We start from the raw sequence: 20,410 nt of genomic DNA, 5'->3' as shown, positions 1-20,410 counted from the left end.
CTAGAGCGGCAGTTCCAGCTCGAAGCGCGCGCCGCCCTCGGGACGTGCTCCCGCGCGCACCTTGCCTCCGTGCGCGAGCACCACGCGCCGCACGATGGCCAGGCCCAGGCCGCGGCCGTTGGCCCGGGTGAGGAAGAAGGGCTCGAAGACGCGCTGTGGATCCAGGCCGGCGATGCCCGGGCCCTCGTCCTCCACGCTCAGCGAGACGCCGTCCGGCACCCGGCGCACCTCCACTCGCACCGTGCCTCCTCGCGGCGAGGCCTGGATGGCGTTGCGCATCAGGTGCGTGACCGCCAACTGCAACAGCGTCTCGTCTCCGGAGAGCTCCGGCACGTCTGGCGCCTCGTCGAACGCCACCCGGGGCTTGGGCAGCTCCTCCCGGCCGTGGAGCAGCTGCGCGAGCGCTCGGTGCACCAGCTCACCCAGCGAGACGGGGCGCGGCCTTGGCTCCAGCGGGCGCACCGCGTCCAGCAGGTCGCGCACGATGTCCTCCAGCCGGATGGCCTCCTCCTCCAGCATCTCCACCGCGGAGGCGCCCGCGGGCCCCAGGCGGGGCTCTCGCTTGAGCACCGCCACCGTGTTGAGGATGGCGCCCAGGGGATTGCGGACTTCATGGGCCACGACGCCCGCCGCCTCGCCCAGCACCGTCAGCCGCTCGCTGGCGATGAGCTCGTTCTGCAGGCGGTGGACCTCCGCGAGCCGTGCCTCCGCCGCGCGGTGATGCCTCACGTTCTCCAGCGCGCCGCCAATCAGCTGCGCGAACAGCTCCAGCGCCCCCGCGTTCGCGGGCGTCAGCGTGGTGGACTGCACCGCCAGCACGCCGAAGGGCTCGTCCCCCACGAAGATGGGCGCGTCCAGCGCGCGTGAGCCCGGCGGATAGATGCGCTGGATGTTGTCCGCCACCTCCGGCGAGTGCAGCCGCCGCGCCATGCTGAACGCGTCCGGATGGAAGGCCGCCCGGCGGCTCGTGAGCACCTCTTCCAGGTGCGGCATCCCCGAGCGGGGGAAGCGCACCGCGTGCACGTCCTGCCCGTACAGCCGCGCCGCCGCGGCCAGGCTCTCCGCCTCCTGGCGCATGGGCCCGTGGCGCAGGAAGTCCCCCTCCAGCAGCATCACGGAGACGTAGAAGCCCTGCCGGTGCAGGGAGTCCACCGCCAGCTCCAGCACCGTGTTCTCGTCGCGGCAGCGCAGGAGCTCCGCCGCGGTGGCCACCAGCATGGTGGACAGCGTGCGCACCGCGTCCCCGCCCTCCGCGTCCAGCAGCAACACGAGCTGCTCCTCCGGCACGCGGCCCGGCGCGGTGACAGGAGAGAGCACGTGCAGACTTCCGTCCGCGCCGTGCACGCGCACCCAGGCGGGCCGCACCGGCGTGGGCTGCTCGCCGCGCATCAGTGCTTCGCACAGGGGCTCCACCCAGGCGCGCTCCTCCGGCCCGAAGCGCGCGGCGAGCTCCAGCAGTGACGGCAGCTCGTCCTCTCGCAAGCCCAGCAGCGTGCGCAGCGCGGTGTTGGTGAACACCACCCGGTCGCCGCGGATCACGAACAGCGGCACCGGCAGCGCGGGCAGCAGGCCATCCAGCGTGCCAGGAGGCTGGGAGGTGCTCATCGCCGCGCCTTCGTTCCAGGGGGACGGAGGCCCGGAGGCAATCGCCGCGCGGGTGCTCCGTAGGAAGGGATGAAGGCGTTGAGCACTGGAGGAGACACCATGAACTTCGCGAACGAGTTGGACCGCCGGGACCTGGAATTGAAGTCCGTCATGGCCGTGTGGGTCGCCTTCGTGGCGATGGGCGCGGTCTTCCTGGGCCAGTTGTTCTAGTCCCGAGCGGAATCACCCGCCCGGGAACCTGTCACGGCTTCTTGGTGCGGCGGACGTACTGCTGGATGAAGTCCCGCTCCTCGGCGCGCAGCGAGCTCAGGCGCAACCCGTAGCCCTTGGGGTTCTTGCCGTCGTCCAGGGAGTTCTCCCAGATGACGGAGCTGCGCAGGGTCATCACGCGCTCCGGATCATCGAAGCGCAGGGTCAGCTCCACCTGCGTCCCCAGCCTCAGCGGCCGGTCCGTGCCGATGAACAGGCCACCCGACGACAGGTTGATGATGCGGTGGTCGGTGAAGATGCCCGTGTTCTTCATCGTCACCTTCACGTCCGCGTGGAGCCGGTCGTCCGACCGGCGCTCCAGGCCCACGAACTCGGCGCTCGAATACGAGGGCGCGGGGGCGGCGATGGGGCGCCGGACGGGCGCGGGGGGCGCGGGAGCCGGCGCGGGCGGAGGCGGCGTCACCGGACGCGTCGTGGGCGTCATCACCGGCGGAGGCCGGGGCGGCGCGACCGGAACCCCCGGACGCGTCATGCTGCCCGGCACGGGCGTGGGCGGAATGGAGGCAGCCGCCGGACGCGTCATGCTGCCAGGGACAGGCGTCGGAGGAATCGCCGCGACCGGCGGGCGCGTGAGGGAACCCGGAACAGGCGTCGGAGGAATCGCCGCGACCGGCGGACGCGTGAGGGAACCCGGAACAGGCGTGGGCGGAATGGACGCGGCGGCCGGACGCGCGGCTTGCGGCGTCATCACCGGCGGCGGACGCGCTGGCACCGCGGTTCCGCTCAGCGGCAGCGGGGCGGAGGGCAGCGCGCCAGCCATGTCCAACCGGGGCGGCGGGGGCGCGGGCGGATGCATCGCGCCCTGGAGGAAGAGCGTCTCCGCCTCGCGGATCCGCCGCGAGAGGAAGTCGAAGATCTCCACGGAGACCTTGCGCAGCTCCGGATGCAGATCCGGCGACAGGTGCTCCGGCGAGAAGCGCTTCGCCATGCGGAAGAAGGCGAGCCGGAACTCATCGAGCGACGCCTGCGGCTTGAGCCCGAACACCTCGTGCGGCGGCAGGTGCAGAAGACCGCGCAGCTGGTTGCGCAGGCGCTCGGCCTGCTGGGTCTCGATGGAAGGCGTGGGCGCCGCGGTGGTGAACAGGTCGCGCACCTCCGGGAGGTCCTGGAGCGCGACCCAGTTCGACCCATCGCGCGACGCGCGCACTGCCGTCTTCAGGCGACCCGAGGAGATGAGGTCGCGGAAGGCTTGCAGTTGGAGGGGGCCCAGCACGCGGCCGAGCGAGTCTCCCACCCAGTAACCGACAACGGATGACGACACGGGGACCTCGGCGGAATCAGGACGCGAGCGCCTGGCGTACGGCGGCGGCGATCTCCAGGGGATGGAAGGGTTTGCCCACGAAGCCCATCGCCCCCGCGGCGATGGCCTGCTCCACCACCGGCTCCGCGTCCATGCTGCTGATGACCAGGACGCGCGTCTCCGGTGAAACACTCTTGATGGCGCCCAGCACCTCCAGCCCGCTCTTCTTCGGCATGAAGAGGTCCAGGAACATCACCGCCGGCTGCTCCTTCTCCGCCAGCGCCAGCCCTTCCTCCCCGTCCGCCGCCTCCAGCAGCCGCAGGTCGATCCCCGTGTCCGCGATGACGTCCTTGAGGATGCGACGCACGAAGCTGTCGTCATCCACCAACAGCAGGGTAGGTAGTCCAGGCATGGGCGGCAGGATACATAAGACGCGCGACGTTTGGGCGCGCGCATCCCACGTGCCTGCTCGGCTTTTGGGTTAAGGGGTGGGCATGTCCACCGACCCCGCGCTGTCCCATTTCGAGTCCCACAAGGCCGCGTACCTGGAGGACCTCAAGGCCCTCGTACGCATACCCAGTGTGTCCTTTCCCGGGTTCGACGCCGCCCTCGTGCGCAAGAGCGCGGAGGCCACCGCGGCCCTGTTGAAGGACCGTGGTTTTGAAAACGTGCAGCTGCTCGAAATCGAGGGCGCGCATCCGTATGTCTATGGCGAGGTGCTCAAGGCGCCGGGCCGTCCCACGCTCCTCCTCTACGCGCACCACGACGTGCAGCCCGCGGGAGACGAAGCGGCCTGGAAGAGCCCGCCCTTCGAGCCCGAAGAGCGCGACGGCCGCCTGTACGGACGCGGCGCGGCGGACGACAAGGCCGGCATCGTCGTGCACACCTCCGCCGTGGACGCGTGGCTCAAGAGCACCGGCCAACTCCCACTCAACGTGAAGGTCATCATCGAGGGCGAGGAGGAGGCCGGCAGTGACCACCTGGGTGCATTTCTCCAGAAGCACGCGAAGCTGGTGGCCGCGGACGCCATCGTGTTGACGGACACGACGAACTTCGACACGGGCCTGCCGTCCATCACCACGGCGCTGCGCGGGCTGGTGACGGTGGACGTGGAGGTGCGGGGGCTGCATCAGGCGGTGCACTCCGGCATGTGGGGCGGGCCCATTCCGGATCCGGCGATGGCGCTGTGCCGGATGCTGGCGTCGCTGACGCACGCGGATGGCACCATCGCGATTGAAGGCGTGATGGAGCAGGTGAAGCCGCTGACGGACGCGGAGCGCCAGAGCATCCAGGCGCTGCCCGGTGACGACGCGACCTTCCGCGAACAGGCCGGCTTGCGGCAGGGCGTGCAGTTGCTTGGCGGCGGGCGGCACCCCTGGGAGACGAACTGGCGTCAGCCGAGCCTGGCCATCAACGCCATCCAGGCCAGCAGCCGCAAGGACGCGCGCAACATCGTCGTGGAGTCCGCGTGGGCGCGCGTGGGCATCCGCGTGGTGCCGGACATGAATCCGGAGGACGTGCAGCGCCGGCTGGTGGAGCACCTGAAGAAGGTGTGCCCGTGGGGCCTGGAGCTGGAGATCCGCGAGGACCAGGCGTCCGGCTGGTGGTACACGGACTCGTCGCATCCAGCGTTCCAGGCGGCGTTCCGCGCGTTGGAGAAGGGCTACGCGAAGAAGCCGGTCACCATCGGGTGCGGAGGGTCCATCCCGTTCGTGGAGCCGTTCGCGAAGGAGCTGGGCGGCGTGCCCGCGCTGCTCATCGGCGTGGAGGATCCGTACACGTACGCCCACTCGGAGAACGAGAGCCTGCACCTGGGCGACTGGGAGAAGGCCATCCGCTCCGCCATCCACCTCTATGAGGAGCTGGCGAAGTCGCTGACCCCTCGCGGTTGAGCGCGGAATGGGGTGGAGTGCGTGCCCCATGCGCCCGCCCCGTCCCGTCTGGAGTGTCCTCGCCGTCCTGTCGTGTGTCCTGTCCTCCACGGGGGCCCTGGGAGCCGAAGCGCCCTGGGCCGTCGTGCTGGGACAGGACGCGAAGGCGCCCGCGCTGTCCAGGCAGCTGGCCGCGCTGAAGAAGGACCGCGCGTTCGCGTGGGTGAAGCCGGCGAAGGGCTTCCCCAAGGTGATGGCCGCGAAGGCGCTGCCGGGGCTTGAAGCCGGGCAGCAGTTCGCGGTGCTGGGCGTGTGCGGCACGAAGGAGGACGCGGAGGCCGCCATGGCCCTGGTGAAGCCCTGGGCCCAGGGGGCGTCCGTGCAACAGCTCACCGGCACCGCCGCGCTGTCGTGCCCCACGGCCAACGCGCTGAAGTCTCCGCGCAAGACGGACGCGAAGGTGGAGGCCACGCACCCGTTCCCGAACGCGCCGGGCCTGGTGCTCACCGAGCAGCGGGTGAACCCGAAGACGGTGATGGAGTGCCGGGCCTCGGACCTGCTCCTGCGCGTGGCGCGGGGCTCCACCGTGCTGGCGGAGGTCCTGCTGGAAGGGCAGTGCGTGGGGGACTGCACCCCGGAGGCGCAGACGAAGGCGAAGCAGCGCGCCGCGGAACTCCAGGAGATGGCGAAGCAGGGCAACACCAACGCGGCGTTGATGCTCAAGGACTTCACCACCGGCTGCATGTCCCGCGAGTCACGCGTACAGAAGGTGCTCACGGACCTGGGGGTGCCCATGGCGGTGATGGGCCTGGCCTCTCCCATGCTGAGCCAGCAGAAGCCGGATGGCGTCCTGATGGCGCCGGGCTGCGGGAAGCTCGTGCAGTCGCCCTACCTGACGGGGGCCGCCGGGGCGGACGACCTGACGCAGGTGAACGTCGTGGCGGACCAGCCGGACCCGGAGGCATGGAAGCGCTTCAACGTCTCCGTGTCGGGCCAGCACGCGGCCCACCTCGTGTGGAACGCGCGCAAGTGCGAGTGGGCGATGGACGACCCGGAGCCCGAAGGCCAGGACATGTGACGTCCCGGTCCCCGGCCGTGGCCGTCACAGGCCGCGGAAGCGGTCCGTGGCCTCGATGAGGGCGGAGGTGTTGCCGGGCTCGTTGGCGGAGTGGCCCGCGTCCGGCACGATCACGAACTGGGCCTCCGGCCACGCGCGGTGCAGGGCCCACGCGCTCTCCGGCGGGCACACGACGTCGTAGCGGCCCTGCACGATGACGGTGGGGATGTGGCGGATGCGGTGCACGTCGTCCAGGAGTTGCGTGTCCGTGCGCAGGAAGCCCCGGTTGACGAAGTAGTGGCACTCGATGCGCGCGAAGGCGATGGCGAAGTCGTCGCCCGCGTTGCGCGCGATGAGCTCCGCGTTGGGGTACAGGCAGCTCGTGCGGCCCTCCCACACGCTCCACGCCTTCGCGGCCTCCTGCTGCGAATGCCTGTCGTCGCCCATCAGCCGCTTCGCGTAGGCCTGAAGCAGGTCGCCGCGCTCGTCCTCGGGGATGGGCGCGAGGAAGTGCTCCCACGCGTCCGGGAACATCGCGCTCGCGCCGCGCTGGTAGAACCAGTCGATCTCCTGCTTGCGCAACAGGAAGATGCCGCGCAGCACCAGCTCCGTGACGCGTTCAGGATGGGCCTCCGCGTACGCGAGCGACAGGGTGCTGCCCCACGAGCCGCCAAAGAGCATCCAGCGCTCCAGGTCCAGGTGCTCGCGCAGCCGCTCCATGTCCGCCACCAGGTCCCAGGTGGTGTTCTCCACCAGGCTGGCGTGCGGCGTGCTGCGGCCACAGCCGCGCTGATCAAAGAGGATGATGCGGTAGACGGCCGGGTCGAAGAAGCGGCGCTGCTTCGGGTCTGTGCCGCCGCCGGGGCCGCCGTGCACGAACACCACGGGCTTGCCCTTCGGATTGCCGCTCTCCTCGAAGTACAGCGCGTGGCCCCCGGTGACCTTCAACTGGCCGGTGCGGTAGGGCTCGATGGAGGGATAGAGCGTTCGCAGCGGCGTGGGAGCAGGCACGGGATTCCTTCCTTGGGAACGGGGCGCGACGCAACCTAACAACAGACGGCGCCCGCGGGGCGAGCCGTTCAGAAATACCACGTCAGCCCGAGAACGAGTCGCCAGGGTCCGTCCTCGATGGTGGTGGTGCGCTGATGCGTGCCGCCGTCGCGCTCCTGGACGATTTCGCGCCGGAGCGGCCAGGCCTTGTCCACCTCCAGGCCCAGGCCCAGGTGCCGCCAGAGCCGGACCTCGCCCATCACCCCCGTGGTGAAGAAGGGCAGGGAGGGATCCACGTCGATGAATCTCACGCCCGCGCTGACGCCCACGCGGAACGGAGCGGTGGGCGTCAGGGCCCGCAGGCCCACGCCCCAGGAGGTGACGAAGAAGTCCTCACGGCCGCTGGCCAGCTCCGCGGAAGCAAACACGCCCACGAGCTCCTGGAAGTCGTAGCCCGCGCGCAGACCCAGGCCCACGCCGTCGTCGTAGTGGAGGGGCAGGGCGAAGCGTGGCTCCGGGTCGCTCACGGTGACGTCGAACGCGGAGTTGCGCAGCAGCGACAGGCCCAGCCACGGGCCATGCAAGGGCCGCGCGTCGTCCGCGCGAGCCAGGGTGGAGGCGAGCAGGAAGAGGAGGAGGGCCGCGGGCAGGGAGGGACGGGGCATGGAGAAGGGCGTCTCAGAAGAACCAGGTCAGTCCGAACAGGACCCGCAGGGGACCCTGGTCCAGGGTGAAGGTCCGCTGGGGCGTGCTCCCCTCCTGGAGCCGGGTGACCTCGTCCTTCAGCGGCCACGCCTTGCCCACCTCCAGGCCAAAGCCCAGGTGTTCCCAGGGCCGGATCTCGCCCAGCAGCCCCGCGGTGAAGAAGGGCAGGGTGGGGTCCTCGGGGAGGAAGCGCAGGCCCGCGCTGATGCCCGCGCGAAACGTGCGCGTGGGCGTCAAGAGCCGCAGGCCTCCGCCAAAGGACGTGTAATGGACGTCCGCCTGGAGTTCGGCGTACGCGCCCGCGAACGCGAGGAAGTCGTAGCCCGCGCGCAGGCCCAGGCCCACGCTGGAGCCGTACTCCACCGTGGACAGGTTGAGCCCGGGCTCCCGGATGCCCGCGTCGAAGCCGGAGCTGGTGGACAGCGTCACGCCCACCCACGGCCCTTCCAGGGGCCGCGTGTCCTCCGCGCGCGCCACCGTGGCGGCGAGGACGAAGAGGAGAATGGGCAGCGCGAGGGGACGGCGGGGCACGGGGGGCTCCGGGGGGAGGACTGCCTCCCTTCTACGGAGCGGCCACCGTGCCCTGGTCGTGCCCGCTCAGGGCTTCGGGGGCTCGCGCGGGGCTTCCGGCGGCTTGGGCGCGGGAGGCACGCCGCGTCCGGCCTGGGCCACCATGCGCACCTCGGCGTTCTCCCCGAGCGCGAAGCCGTCGCCCTTCGTCTCCAGGTCCGTCGCCTCGATGACGTCGCCGCGCTGGAGATGGAAGAACTTCTCGTTCTTCTCCGAGCGGTGGCGCTCCTGCATCGCCAGGCCCACGCGCCCCTCCGGCCCGCAGCCGATGTAGCGCTGGCGGCCCTTGCCCTCCAGCGACTCGCTGACGATGCGGAACAGCCGGCCCGGCGGCGGCTCCGGCCAGGCCTCGCCCTTGGGCGCCAGCACCAGGTAGCTCATCTTGAGCGACTCCTTGTGGAAGCCCGCCGCGCGCGCCAGCTCCTCCACCACGCGGGGCATGGGCCACGGGCGCTCGGCGTGGCACCAGTCCGTCTCCTTCACCAGCGCGGGGCACGCGCCGCGATACATGCACGGCGCGCGGATGGCGTAGCCGCGCTCCACCATCAGGTCTCGCACCTTGAGCAGGTTGCGGCTCGTCTCGCGCAGCGCGGGCTCCATCACCAGCAGGCTGCCGCCCTTCTTCACCTTCGCGAGCACCGACTCCAAGAGCGCCGCGCGCGGCTTCAGCGCTTCGTCCGTCGCGCCGTACAGCTCGTTCACGACGTGCCCCATCGTGATGAGGTCGTATTGCCCCTCCGGCAGCGTGGCGTTCTTCTTCAGCGGATCCCACTCGCGCGTGGCCAGGGCCTCGCCGGCCTCCGTGGCCAGCTTGCGCGCCAGCTCCAGCGCGGGCTTGCTGCGGTCCGCGGCCGTCACCTCACTGGCGCCCGCGTCCATGGCCGCGAAGGCCACCGGGCCCGGGCCGCTGCCCAGGTCCAGCACCTGCCGGGGGCGGTTCGGCAGCTCGCCCAGCACCTGGCGCGCCTGGGCATAGGAGACCGGCCAGTAGAAGAGGAGGTAGGCGCCCAACAGGCGCGGGTCGTCCATGTACCGGGCGCCGGCCAGTTGGCGCTCGCGGGTGAGGCCGTGCGACAGCTGCTTCACGCCCGCGCCCACCTCCTTGACCTCCTGCGGCGTGAGGCGGGTCTCCGGCCCCTCGCCCCGGCCCCGGGACGCGCGCCACACGGAGATGAGCCGGGGCAGCCATCGCTCCAGGTCCTTGCTGTATGCGTTGCTCATCGTTGCCTTCACATCAGGGGTCGCCACCCGGAGGCGACCGCGTTAAACCCATCCCGCCATGATTTCCGTCCGCGGACTGCGCAAGCACTATCAGGTCCACAAGCGCCCGCCTGGCCTGAAGGCGGCCCTGCGCTCGCTCGTCCACCGCAGCTACACGACCGTCAAGGCCGTGGACGGTATCTCCTTCGACATCAAGCCCGGAGAGCGCGTGGGCTTCCTGGGCCCCAACGGCGCGGGCAAGACGACGACGCTCAAGGTGCTCGCCGGCCTGCTCCACCCGTCCGAGGGTGAAGTCACCGTGGATGGCCACGTGCCCCGCCTGCGCGAGGAGGCGTTCCTCAAGAAGATCATGCTGGTGATGGGGCAGAAGCAGCAGCTCCTGTGGGACCTGCCGCCGTCGGAGACGTTCGAACTCAACCGCGCCATCTACGACGTGCCCCGCCTCCAGTACAAGCAGACGCTGGATGAGCTGGTGTCGCTGCTGGAGCTGGGGGACCTCATCGGCAAGCCCACGCGGCAGCTCAGCCTGGGGGAGCGGATGAAGTGCGAGCTGGCCGCGGCCCTCATCCACCGCCCCCGGGTGCTCTTCCTGGACGAGCCCACCATCGGCCTGGACGTGTCCATGCAGGTGACGATGCGCGCGTTCATCAAGGCCTACAACGAGCAGACGGGCGCCACGCTCATCCTGACCAGTCACTACATGGACGACGTGGCGGCGCTCTGCCCGCGCGTCATCGTCATCGACAAGGGGCAGCTGTCCTACGACGGCAGCCTGGACGCGCTGGTGCAGCGCGTGCGCCCGGAGAAGCGCGTGGTGCTGCGGCTGGGCCAGCCGGTGGACGCGGGCCTGCTGACGCCGCTGGGCAAGGTGGTGTCGCACGAGCCAGGCTCGGCGGTGCTCCAGGTCCAGCAGGACGCGGTGAACGCCACGGTGGGCCGCGCGCTGTCCACGCTGCCGGTGACGGACCTGACGGTGGAGAACGCGCCCCTGGAAGAGGTGATGAGCGAGCTGTTCCAGGAGGGCAAGGCGCGCCGGGCGGAAGCCGCCCGGGAGGCGGTGACGGCGTGAGCCTGCGCACGGCCCTCAAGGCGCTGCCCACCATGCTGCGCATCGGCTTCTCCGAGGCGGTGGCCTACCGCGCGGAGATGATCATCTGGGTGCTGGCCACCACCATGCCGCTCATCATGCTGGCCCTGTGGTCGGCGGTGGCGCGCGGCGGGGACGTGGGGCGCTTTGGCCAGGCGGAGTTCACGGGCTACTTCCTCGCGGCCTTCTGCGTGCGGCAGATGACCAGCTCCTGGGTGGCGTGGCTGGTCAGCTACGAGGTGAAGCAGGGCACGCTGGCGATGCGGCTCCTGCGGCCCATCTCCCCGCTGCTCGCGTACGCGACGGAGGTGCTGGCGGGCATCCCGCTGCGCGTCGCCATCGTCCTGCCCGTGCTGGGCATCAGCATGTGGGCGGCGGGCGCCGAGCGGGCGGTTCCCACGTCGCTGGGTGGCTGGGGGCTGTTCGCGCTGGGCATCACGGGCGCGTGGCTCATCACGTTCTATCTGAACGTGCTGCTGGGCACGCTGAGCCTGTTCCTGGAGAGCAGCCAGAAGCTGATGGAAGTCTACATGGTGCTGTTCTTCGTCTGCTCCGGGTACATGTTCCCGGTGGAGTTCTTCCCGCCCGGCGTGCGCACCGTCATGGAGTGGCTGCCGTTCCGCTACCAGATGGGGCTGCCGGTGGAGCTGATGACGGGGGCGCATTCCGCGAAGGACGCGTGGGCCCTGCTCGGAGCGCAGTGGGCGTGGGTGCTGGGGCTGGGCGTGGTGTCGTTGACGGTCTGGCGGCGGGACCTGGCGCGCTTCGCGGCGTTCGGAGGGTAGGGCGGTGGTGAACGCGAAGCGCTACCTGCGCCTGTTGGGCGTGCAGTTGAAGGCCTCCGGCTTGCTGGCATTGCAGTACCGCGCGGACTTCCTGGCGGAGGGGCTGACGTCACTGGCGTGGACGTTCACCGCGCTGGCGCCGCTGTTCGTCGTCTTCGGCGCGCGGCCCAGCATCGAGGGCTGGACGTTCCAGGAGTCGCTGCTGGTGGTGGGCTGGTTCACGCTCTTGCAGGGCGTGCTGGAGGGCGCCATCAGCCCCAGCCTCACGGGCATGGTGGAGCACATCCGCAAGGGCACGCTCGACTTCGTGCTGCTCAAGCCCGCGGACGCGCAGTTCCTGGTGTCCACGCAGCGCTTCCTGCCGTGGCGAGCGGTGAACGTGCTGTCCGGCGTGGGGCTGTTCGTCTACGCGTTCGTGTCGCTGGGGCGCTGGCCGTCGCTGCCGGGCGTGTTCGCGTCGCTGGTGTTGCTCGGGACGAGCATGCTCATCCTCTACTCGATGTGGATCCTCGTGGTGAGCGCGGCCTTCTTCGTGGTGAAGGTGGACAACCTCACGTACCTGTTCACCTCCATCTTCGACGCGGCCCGCTGGCCGTCCTCGGTGTTCCGGGGCTCGCTGGCGTGGGTGTTCACCTTCATCATCCCGCTGGCGCTGATGACCACCTTCCCCGCGCTCGCGCTCCTGGGCCGGCTGCCATGGACCTGGCTCGTGGGCGCGGTGGTGGGCTCGGTGGCGTTCGCCGCGGTGGCTCGGTGGGTGTGGCTGATGTCCATCCGCCACTACACGTCCGCGAGCAGCTGAGTCATCAGGGCTGGGGCCGGGGCGCCTGACGGGCCCACTCCGCGCGCACCACGTAGGGCAGGAGCCTGGCTTGGGCATGGCCGGGGTATCGCTCCTTCAGCTTCGCCTCCACCGCCGCGAGCGGATCCGCGCTGGGGTGCTCCGAGCGCCGCTCGCGGGTGACCTCCTCGCGCACGGCCTGGACGTAGGCGGTCTGCGCGTCCAGCAGCTCCGGGCCGCCGGGCAGGCCGCGCCCCGGGTGGATCCACTTCGGCTTCAACGCGCGCAGCTCGTCCAGACGCTGGAGCCACCCGGTGGTGTCGCCGCCTTCGAACCAGGTGTGCGTGTCCCGCGCGACGAGGTCGCCGGTGAAGAGGTGGCCCTCCCATTCCACGACGACGTGGGCCTCGCTGGAGCCCGCGCCCAGGACGTGGGCCTTCAGCGTGACACCCGCCGCGCTCAGCTCGCGGGTGCTGTCACCGAAGCTGTCCGCCAGCACGAGCTCCCGGGGGTAGCGGCCATTCCAGTACTGCTTGAAGAGGGAGGGTGCCCACTTCTCGTGGACCGCGGGGATGCGCTCGCGCACCGGGCCGGAGGTGACGACCGGGACTCCCAGCTCCTTGAGCAGGGCCGTGCCGTTGAAGCTCTCCGGATTCGCGTGGAGCACGATGGCGAGCTTCGGCTCCTTGCCGGTGATGTCCTTCGCGAACGCCAGCTCCTTGCGCAGCGCGGAGGGCAGCAATTGCGTGTCGATGAGGACCAGGCCCTCCGGTCCTTCAATCCAGTACGACGAGGTCTGGAGTGACCACTGGGACGAGATGTATTCGCCGACCCGGAGGTCGCCCTGCTCCTGGAGGGAATGGGAGCGGTAGTGGGTCTCGACGATGGGCTGGGTCGCGCCGCAGCCCCACAGGACAGAGGCCAGCGCGGCGGCGAGAATCATTCTCATGAATCCCGATGATACGCGCCGGTGCTGGCTGATAGGAATTCCGCTGTTGTCTTTCCTTCGTCTGGGTTAAGGGGCCGCCCCCCTGCGGCGAAAGCCGTATCCCCCATGAAGTGAAGGACCTCCCCCTCGATGATCCGTATCCGTTTTCACGGCCTGCTGGCCGCGCTCGCGCTTGCGTCCGCGACAGCCTGTGCCCCCGAAGCACCGTCTTTCTCCAACGCCCCCTCCACCTCCACCTCGCGTCTGGATACGTCCTCGTGGGGCAGCGCCGGCACCATGGCCTCCGTGCGCGTGGACGCCACGGCCACGCTGCTGCGCAATGGTTATGTGCTCGTCGCGGGCGGAGGCACGTCCGCCGCGGAGCTTTATGATCCGCGCTCCGGCCGCTGGTTCTCGCTGGGCGCCATGGCCACGAGCCGCCAGCGCCACACCGCCACGATGCTGACCTCCGGCAAGGTGCTGGTGGTGGGCGGAGGCACCTCCGTGCTGGCCTCGGCGGGCGCGGAGCTCTTCGACCCGGACACCAACAGCTGGTCCGCCGCGACGGGACTGGACCTGCCCCGTTCCCAGCACACCGCGACGCTGCTCCCCGACGGCCGGGTGCTGGTGGCGGGCGGTGACAGCAGCTTTGGCAACGCGCTGTCCAGCGCGATGCTCTACTCCCCCGCGACCCACTCCTGGTCCGTCACGGGCCCGATGAGCGCGGCCCGGCTGGGCCATGCGGCGACGCTGCTGCCGGATGGGCAGGTGCTGGTGACGGGCGGCCGGGACAGCGCCAACGGGAACGTGCTCGCGACGGCGGAGCGCTATGACCCCGCGACAGGCCAGTGGACGGCGGTGGGCCGCATGGTCACGCAGCGCATGGGACACACGGCGACGCTGCTGCTCTCCGGGCAGGTGCTGGTGGCGGGCGGCTTCGCGGGCAGCCTGGCCACGAACACCTCCGAGTTGTTCGACCCGGGCACCGGCACCTGGACGTCCCAGGGCGCGCTGCCGTCCCAGTCCGTCTTCCACACCGCGACGCTGCTCACCTCCGGGCAGGTGCTGGTGACGGGCGGCTCCACGGGCGGCCAGCCCTACCTGGACAGCGCCGCGCTCTACACGCCGGCCACCGGCGTCTGGACGACGACGGCGACGATGTCCTCGCGCCGCATCAGCCACGCCGCCGCGCTGCTCCCGTCGGGCGAGGTCCTCGTGCTGGGCGGCGTGCCGCAGGTGGGCTCCCGCAGTGCGTCCGCGGAGCGCTACCGCCCGTCCAGCCTGCCGTGGAGCCCGGCCACGAGCCTGGGCTCCGCGCGCTCGCAGCTCAGCGCCACGCGGCTGAGCACGGGCGACGTGCTGGTGGCGGGCGGGGCGTCCTCGTCGGGCGCCGCGCTCGTGAGCGCCGTGCTGTACGACGAGGTGTCGAACAGTTGGCAGGACACGGGTTCGCTGGGCACCGCGCGCTTCCTGCACTCCGCCACGCCCCTGAATGACGGCCGTGTGCTGGTGACCGGCGGGCAGCGGGATGCCTCCACCTGGCTGTCCGCCACGGAGGTGTACGCGCCCGCCACGGGGACGTGGACGACGGTGGGAAGCCTGGGGACGGGACGGGCCCGTCACACCGCGACGCTGCTCCCGGGCTCCGGCCAGGTGCTGGTGGCGGGCGGAGCGTCGGGCGCGAGCACCTCCTCCACGCTCGCCAGCGCGGAGCTGTTCAACCCGGCCACGGGCACCTGGAGCCCCACGGGCGCCATGGGACATGCGCGCACGTACCACGCGGCCGTGCCGCTGCCTTCGGGCGAGGTGCTGGTGATGGGAGGCAGCTCCACCGGGGCGGACGCCATCACCGCGAGCGCGGAGCTGTTCAACCCGGCCACGGGCACCTGGCGGAACACGGCGTCCATGGCGGTGGCGCGCTATGGCCACATCGCGGTGCCGCTGGGCAATGGCAGCCAGGTGCTGGTGGCGGGCGGCTGGGGCGTGGATGGACCGCTGCGCTCGGCGGAGCTCTACGACGTGGCGCAAGGCACCTGGAGGACCGTGGCGTCGATGAACATGCCGCGCTACCTGCCGCACGCCACGGCGCTGTCCACGGGCCGCGTGCTGGTGGTGACGGGGGAGGGCGGTTCGGGGTTGGGCGTGCTCGACTCGGCGGAGGTGTATGACGTCGCGATGAACGCGTGGACGCCCGCGGGCACCCTGTCCACGCGCAACACGCACCACGGACTGGCACTGCTGCCCTCGGGCCGGGTGCTCGTCACGGGGGGCAGTGGAAGCAGCGGCGCGCGCGCGGGCGTCGACATGTACTCACCGGCGCCGTGAGCCGGAGCGCACGGGGCGGGCACATGCACGGCCTGCCCCGTGCCGCGTTGGGATTCAGGCTTCCGCGTGTGGCGCTTCGTGCGCCGCGTCCCCGCGGGAGTAGTACGCGAGGCATTCGTCCTCGCGCCCGCGCACCACGCGTCTGCCATTGAGCGGGCCGACGTGGGCGGTCACCACGGTGACCTGGCCCTCCACGTCGTCCTGGTCGTAGTAGAGGACCACCCAGTCATCCGTGGCGTTCTGCTGGTGCGCCAGCGCCGTGTTGGAGAACAGCGCGCGGAAGTTCCAGTCGTCCACGTGCTCGCGCATCACCGGCAGCCAGGCTTCGCCGGAGGGGTTGAAGCGCTTGGGCGCGATGCGACGCAGCTCCCCGGCCTTCGCCCTGCGCCGGTAGTCCGCGTCCACTCGCAGCAGCAGCGCCACCGACGGACGCGGCTCGTCCTGACCCTCGTGTGAGCGCGCCCGCTCGCGCTCACGCCGGTTGCGTCCCAGGCGCGCCGCCAGCACCTCGCGCACCTGCTCCGCGCGCCGGGGCCCGAAACCCTCCACGCGTTCCAGACGCCCGTCGTGCGCGGCCAGCTCCAGCGCCTCCAGCGTGGAGATGTCCAAGGCTTCATGGATGCGCTTCGCCAGCTCCGGTCCGATGCCGGGCACGCTGGCGAGCAGGCCCTCGGGGGAAGCTTCACCCTCCAGTCGCTCGAGCAGCCCCACGTGCCCCGTGCGCACCAGCTCCGCGACGGTCCCCGCGATGCTCTTGCCCACGCCAGGCAACGCCCGCAGGCCCGCCTCCCCCTCCGCCGACAGCACCTGCGCCACGGAGTCCGGCCAGTTCGCGATGGTCGCCGCCGCCTTGCGGTAGGCCCCCACCCGGAAGGGCATCGCGTCCTGCGTCTCCAGCAGGTCCGCCACCCGCTCCAGTGCGTCCGCGATGTCGATGTTGCTCTTCCATTCAACGCCCATGGTACCTGGAAGGTAGGGACTCCCGGGCAGGACAGCCACCCTATGCGCCGACACCCACGCACATGGTGGTCCCCGGCGGAGAAAATTCCCCGCCCCGCAACCGGGCTGGTTCCGCCGGGTTGGAGGGAACAGCAGGCAGTCATGCGAACCTATTCGACCTGGAGGATGACGATGCGCTGGAACAAGACGTTGGCGGTGGGTGCGGCCCTGGTGCTCTCGACGGCGTGCGGCGGGGTGGATGATCAGGAGGCGGTGGAGTCCCTGCCGGACTTCGCGGGCACGTCGCTGGAGATCAACACGGCCGCGCTCGCGCAGGACGGCGCCGCGCTCGTGGCCCAGGACCTGATGCAGGTGGAGGCCTCGCTGGACGGGCAGGGCGCCGCGATGCTGGAGGGCGCCCGCCTGGAGGTGAAGGCGCTCAACGACACGCTCCGGCAGGCGCTGGTGCCCATCGCGGACCTGGCGAAGCAGGCCGCCAACGAGCAGCCCGGCGACGTGCTGGTGTATGGCCCCACCGACCGCGCCAACGCCACCTTCAAGCTCTTCATCCGCAAGGGCGCGGGGCAGCGCTACCAGTGGAAGCTGGAGGCCCGTCCGCTGAACAGCGCGGACGACGTCGCCTACAAGCTCATCGCCGCGGGCGCGCTCAGGCGCGACGGCGAGGCGCACCGGGGCCGGGGCACGCTGGCCATCTCCCTGGACAACCTCAAGGCGGTGGCCCCGTCCTACGCGGGCCAGGGCAAGCTGATGATGTCGTTCGCCCACTTCGGCAAGGGCAGCAAGTCGCTGGCGTACCGGCTGGCCAACTTCACTCCGAACCCCGCCACGCACGACGCCGTCACCGGCGCCTTCGTGGGCCACAAGATTGAAGCCACCGGCGTCACCCGCGTGCGCGTGCTCGGCCCGTACAACCTGCCCGGCACCGCGACCTCCGCGAAGGAGAAGGTGCTCTCCTCCATTCGCCACATCCCCGGCAGCGGCGGCCGCGTGGACGTGCGCGCCTGGGGCGGCGACATCGCGGCGAACACCTACTACGTGGGCAGCGCCTGCTGGGACACGCAGGAGAAGGAGGTCTACCGCGTCCTTCTTCAGTGCTCGGACTCGGGCAGCCCGGCGAGCTGCACGGAGGTCGCCGGCAGCCGCGTGGGCACCTTCCAGGCCTGCCCCTCGGTGGAGTTGCGCGGCGACGTGGCGCCCCCGGAGGGCACCGGCGACGCCGTGACGCCCGAGCCCGGCAACCCCGGCGCCCCGGACGACGTGCCCGGCGACGTCACCGCCGACTTCTAGGCCGTCAGGGAAGCGCGGACGCCACCACCGCGTCCGCTTCGATCTCCACCAGCATCCGCGGGTCGATGAGCGCCTTCACCTCCACCATGGAGGTGGCTGGGCGGATGGCCGCGAACACCTCGCCGTGGGCGCGGCCAATCTCCTCCCAGCGCGAGATGTCCGTGACGTACATGCGCGTGCGCACCACATCCTCCACCCGGGCGCCCACCGCCTCCAGCGCGGCGCGGATGTTGGACAGCGCCTGGGCCGCCTGCCGGTACGCGTCCCCTTCACCCACGAGCTGGCCGTCCGCGCCCGTGGCGGTGGTGCCGGACACGGACACGAAGGGGCCCGTGCGAACCGCCCGTGAGTAGCCCACCCGGGGCTCCCAGGGAGTGCCGGTGGCATGGAGGATGCGCTGCATGGCGTGGCTCCGATGTGGGCTGGAGGGAGGGCTGCCCCGGAGGGCCGGAGCCCGGCCGGTCCTCCAGGCGCTGCTTGCACAGCTGCAAGGAACGACCGCCCGTGATAGTTGCCCTCGGATCATGGCCAACGAGCTCGAGAGGGAGGTCGCCCGGCGACGGACCTTCGCCATCATCTCCCACCCCGACGCGGGAAAGACAACCCTGACGGAGAAGCTGCTGCTCTACGGCGGCGCCATCCACCTGGCCGGAAGCGTGAAGGCCAAGCGGGCGCGTCGCCACGCGACCAGCGACTGGATGGAGCTGGAGAAGGAGCGCGGCATCTCCGTCACGTCGTCCGTGCTCCAGTTCAACTACCGCGACCACGCGGTGAACCTGCTGGACACCCCGGGCCACCAGGACTTCTCCGAGGACACCTACCGCACGCTCTCCGCCGCCGACGCGGCGGTGATGCTCATCGACGCGGCGAAGGGCGTGGAGCCCCAGACGAAGAAGCTCTTCAAGGTGTGCCGCATGCGCGGCATCCCCATCTTCACCTTCGTCAACAAGCTGGACCGCTTCGGCCGCGAGCCGCTCGATTTGATGAACGAGCTGGAGCAGGTGCTGGGCATCCGCTCGTACCCCATGAACTGGCCCATCGGCATGGGGCCGGAGTTCCGGGGCGTCTACGACCGGCAGGCGCGCGTGGTGCACGTGTTCTCCGCGGAGGGCTCGCACGGCGAGTCGGAAGTGGCGGAGCGCTCGGTGTCCATCGACTCGGAGGAGATCAAGTCGGTCCTCACGGAGAACGAGCTGGAGAAGCTCCGCGAGGACATCGAGCTGTTGGACATCGGCGGGGACGAGTTCACGCGCGAGAAGTCGGACGCGGGCCAGCTGTCGCCCATGTTCTTCGGCAGCGCGATGACCAACTTCGGCGTGCGGCCCTTCCTGGACGCGTTCCTGGACCTGGCGCCCGCGCCCACGTCGCGCCCCACCACGCAGGGCCCGCGTGAGCCCACGAACCCGAAGTTCGCGGGCTTCGTCTTCAAGATTCAAGCGAACATGGACCCCGCGCACCGCGACCGCATCGCGTTCATGCGCGTGGTGTCCGGCCGCTACGTGAAGGGCATGAACGCCTTCCACTCGCGCCTGGGCAAGGAGGTGCGGCTCGCCAAGCCCAGCCAGTTCATGGCCGCCGAGCGCACGTCCATTGAAGACGCGTGGCCGGGGGACGTCATCGGCCTGTTCGACCCGGGCCAGTACCGCATCGGCGACTCGCTGGCGGAGGGCTCGCAGGACGTCCTCTTCGAGGGCGTGCCGCGCTTCAGCCCGGAGTTCTTCGCGGTGGTGCGCTCCAAGGATCCGCTGCGCCGCAAGCAGATGGAGAAGGGCCTGGAGCAGCTGTCCGAAGAGGGCACGGTGCAGATCTTCCAGCAGCTCGCGATGGGCATGAAGGACCCCATCGTCGGCGTGGTGGGCGCGCTCCAGTTCGAAGTGCTCCAGTACCGCCTGGAGCACGAGTACGGCGCGAAGATCGCCCTGGACCGGCTGCCCTTCAGCCACGCTCGCTGGGTGGTGGGGCAGAACTTCGACCCGAAGTCGTTCGACTGGGAAGGCAACCGCCAGACGGTGCAGGACCGCGACGGGCTGCCCCTGGTGCTCTTCCGCGACGACTGGGCGCTCCAGCACGCCGAGGAGAAGCACCCGGAGCTGAAGTTCGTCTCCGAGGCCCCGCTCCTGCGCCAGTCCGCGTCGGCCGCGACCGGCAGCTAGAAGACGCCTACTTGTGCGGCACCACGGTGCCGCCGCGGAAGGCCGAGTCGCGCAGCACCAGCCCCTCCTTGAAGAGGCGCGCGGCGCGGTTGCCCACGAAGAAGTCCTTCGGGTCACCCCGGCGGAAGGTCTTCTTCACGAACTCCTCCACCTCCATGTAGAGGCGGCGGAACTTGTCCGGGGCCGCGTCGCGGCGGCCCGTCTGGGACGTCACCTCCAGCTCCACCCACATCTTCCCGCTGAGCAGCTCGCCCTCCTCGTTGCGGCGCGAGCGCTCGATGAAGATGACGGGCGAGCGCACCTCGTCGATGCGCCAGAAGCCCTTGTCCGGGCCGCGCTTCACCTTGTCCACCATGGCGGGGCCAATCTCGCTGGCCACCAGGTAGAGGTCCTCCTCCGGCAGGCGCGGGATGTTGTCCGGATTGGCCCGGAAGGGCACCCAGTCCGGCGGAACGCGCCGGGGGTAGACCTCCAGGACGTGCCGCTCGAGGTGACGGAAGAAGGCGACCTCGTCGTCGGGTGCCATGAAGAATTGGAGGATGTTGGCCATCGCGGGCGTCCTCATACCCTGGAAG

19 protein-coding genes are annotated in these 20,410 nt (G+C 70.6%); 8 read left to right on the top strand and 11 right to left on the bottom strand.

All coding sequences use genetic code 11. The features are described 5' to 3' along the window. From ACX114_RS32710 to ACX114_RS32700, 3 genes are all read right to left on the bottom strand, one after another. On the bottom strand, nucleotides 1-1,605 hold the full coding sequence (locus tag ACX114_RS32710) for a sensor histidine kinase (RefSeq protein WP_459291130.1): 1,605 nt from the start codon (nucleotides 1,603-1,605) through the stop codon (nucleotides 1-3). 241 nt (nucleotides 1,606-1,846) lie between these two features. Next, nucleotides 1,847-3,136, bottom strand: coding sequence for a TIGR02266 family protein (locus ACX114_RS32705; RefSeq protein WP_459291128.1), 1,290 nt, complete (start codon nucleotides 3,134-3,136; stop codon nucleotides 1,847-1,849). A 16-nt stretch (nucleotides 3,137-3,152) separates the two neighbouring features. Beyond that, on the bottom strand, nucleotides 3,153-3,527 hold the full coding sequence (locus ACX114_RS32700; protein WP_014399331.1) for a response regulator: 375 nt from the start codon (nucleotides 3,525-3,527) through the stop codon (nucleotides 3,153-3,155). Nucleotides 3,528-3,609: 82 nt separating this feature from the next. Between ACX114_RS32700 and ACX114_RS32695 the strand changes: the two genes are divergently transcribed. Further along, nucleotides 3,610-5,007 (top strand): M20/M25/M40 family metallo-hydrolase, encoded by a 1,398-nt coding sequence (locus ACX114_RS32695; RefSeq protein WP_459291126.1) that lies wholly within the window; start codon nucleotides 3,610-3,612, stop codon nucleotides 5,005-5,007. A 28-nt stretch (nucleotides 5,008-5,035) separates the two neighbouring features. Then, complete coding sequence (locus ACX114_RS32690; RefSeq protein ID WP_459291124.1) at nucleotides 5,036-6,064, top strand: hypothetical protein; 1,029 nt, start codon at nucleotides 5,036-5,038, stop codon at nucleotides 6,062-6,064. 24 nt (nucleotides 6,065-6,088) lie between these two features. On the opposite strand, the gene pip is transcribed toward ACX114_RS32690, so the two are convergent. The 4 genes from pip to ACX114_RS32670 all read right to left on the bottom strand — a co-directional run bounded on the left by pip (nucleotide 6,089) and on the right by ACX114_RS32670 (nucleotide 9,529). Beyond that, nucleotides 6,089-7,054 (bottom strand): prolyl aminopeptidase, encoded by a 966-nt coding sequence (gene pip, locus ACX114_RS32685; RefSeq protein ID WP_459291122.1) that lies wholly within the window; start codon nucleotides 7,052-7,054, stop codon nucleotides 6,089-6,091. A 68-nt stretch (nucleotides 7,055-7,122) separates the two neighbouring features. Next, nucleotides 7,123-7,698 carry a hypothetical protein gene (locus ACX114_RS32680; RefSeq protein ID WP_459291120.1) on the bottom strand — a complete coding sequence of 192 codons (576 nt, stop codon included), beginning with the start codon at nucleotides 7,696-7,698 and terminating at the stop codon, nucleotides 7,123-7,125. Between the two features lie 13 nt (nucleotides 7,699-7,711). Then, on the bottom strand, nucleotides 7,712-8,269 hold the full coding sequence (locus tag ACX114_RS32675) for a hypothetical protein (RefSeq protein ID WP_459291118.1): 558 nt from the start codon (nucleotides 8,267-8,269) through the stop codon (nucleotides 7,712-7,714). Between the two features lie 66 nt (nucleotides 8,270-8,335). Further along, nucleotides 8,336-9,529: a small ribosomal subunit Rsm22 family protein gene (locus ACX114_RS32670; protein WP_459291116.1), complete on the bottom strand. Its 1,194-nt coding sequence runs from the start codon at nucleotides 9,527-9,529 to the stop codon at nucleotides 8,336-8,338. Nucleotides 9,530-9,587: 58 nt separating this feature from the next. Here ACX114_RS32670 and ACX114_RS32665 point away from each other — a divergent pair, with 58 nt between their 5' ends. The 3 genes from ACX114_RS32665 to ACX114_RS32655 are packed head-to-tail and all read left to right on the top strand — an operon-like array spanning nucleotide 9,588 to nucleotide 12,203. Next, complete coding sequence (locus tag ACX114_RS32665; RefSeq protein ID WP_459291114.1) at nucleotides 9,588-10,598, top strand: ABC transporter ATP-binding protein; 1,011 nt, start codon at nucleotides 9,588-9,590, stop codon at nucleotides 10,596-10,598. Continuing rightward, complete coding sequence (locus ACX114_RS32660; RefSeq protein WP_459291112.1) at nucleotides 10,595-11,401, top strand: ABC transporter permease; 807 nt, start codon at nucleotides 10,595-10,597, stop codon at nucleotides 11,399-11,401. Before ACX114_RS32665 ends, ACX114_RS32660 begins: the two co-directional genes overlap by 4 nt. Nucleotides 11,402-11,408: 7 nt before the next feature. Continuing rightward, a complete protein-coding gene (locus ACX114_RS32655) occupies nucleotides 11,409-12,203 on the top strand; it encodes an ABC transporter permease (RefSeq protein ID WP_043324153.1) in 795 nt (264 codons plus the stop codon). Between the two features lie 4 nt (nucleotides 12,204-12,207). Here ACX114_RS32655 and ACX114_RS32650 read toward each other — a convergent pair whose 3' ends face one another. After that, entirely contained in the window at nucleotides 12,208-13,125 is a 918-nt protein-coding gene (locus tag ACX114_RS32650) for an MBL fold metallo-hydrolase (protein ID WP_459291110.1), read from the bottom strand. Nucleotides 13,126-13,260: 135 nt separating this feature from the next. On the opposite strand from ACX114_RS32650, the gene ACX114_RS32645 reads away from it, so the two are divergent. After that, a complete protein-coding gene (locus tag ACX114_RS32645) occupies nucleotides 13,261-15,435 on the top strand; it encodes a Kelch repeat-containing protein (protein ID WP_459291108.1) in 2,175 nt (724 codons plus the stop codon). A gap of 54 nt (nucleotides 15,436-15,489) precedes the next feature. On the opposite strand, the gene ACX114_RS32640 is transcribed toward ACX114_RS32645, so the two are convergent. Continuing rightward, entirely contained in the window at nucleotides 15,490-16,395 is a 906-nt protein-coding gene (locus tag ACX114_RS32640) for a helix-hairpin-helix domain-containing protein (protein WP_459291106.1), read from the bottom strand. Nucleotides 16,396-16,536: 141 nt separating this feature from the next. Here ACX114_RS32640 and ACX114_RS32635 point away from each other — a divergent pair, with 141 nt between their 5' ends. After that, nucleotides 16,537-17,682: a hypothetical protein gene (locus tag ACX114_RS32635; RefSeq protein WP_459291104.1), complete on the top strand. Its 1,146-nt coding sequence runs from the start codon at nucleotides 16,537-16,539 to the stop codon at nucleotides 17,680-17,682. Nucleotides 17,683-17,686: 4 nt separating this feature from the next. Here the strand turns inward: ACX114_RS32635 and ACX114_RS32630 are convergent, their stop codons facing one another. Next, nucleotides 17,687-18,085 (bottom strand): RidA family protein, encoded by a 399-nt coding sequence (locus ACX114_RS32630; protein ID WP_459291102.1) that lies wholly within the window; start codon nucleotides 18,083-18,085, stop codon nucleotides 17,687-17,689. Nucleotides 18,086-18,206: 121 nt separating this feature from the next. Here ACX114_RS32630 and ACX114_RS32625 point away from each other — a divergent pair, with 121 nt between their 5' ends. Then, a complete protein-coding gene (locus tag ACX114_RS32625) occupies nucleotides 18,207-19,835 on the top strand; it encodes a peptide chain release factor 3 (RefSeq protein WP_459291100.1) in 1,629 nt (542 codons plus the stop codon). 7 nt (nucleotides 19,836-19,842) lie between these two features. On the opposite strand, the gene ACX114_RS32620 is transcribed toward ACX114_RS32625, so the two are convergent. Then, nucleotides 19,843-20,385 carry a hypothetical protein gene (locus ACX114_RS32620; protein ID WP_459291098.1) on the bottom strand — a complete coding sequence of 181 codons (543 nt, stop codon included), beginning with the start codon at nucleotides 20,383-20,385 and terminating at the stop codon, nucleotides 19,843-19,845. Nucleotides 20,386-20,410: the final 25 nt, after the last annotated feature.

The sequence above is a fragment of the Corallococcus sp. M7 genome, assembly GCF_054512695.1.
This window is presented reverse-complemented; position numbering and strand designations above follow the sequence as displayed.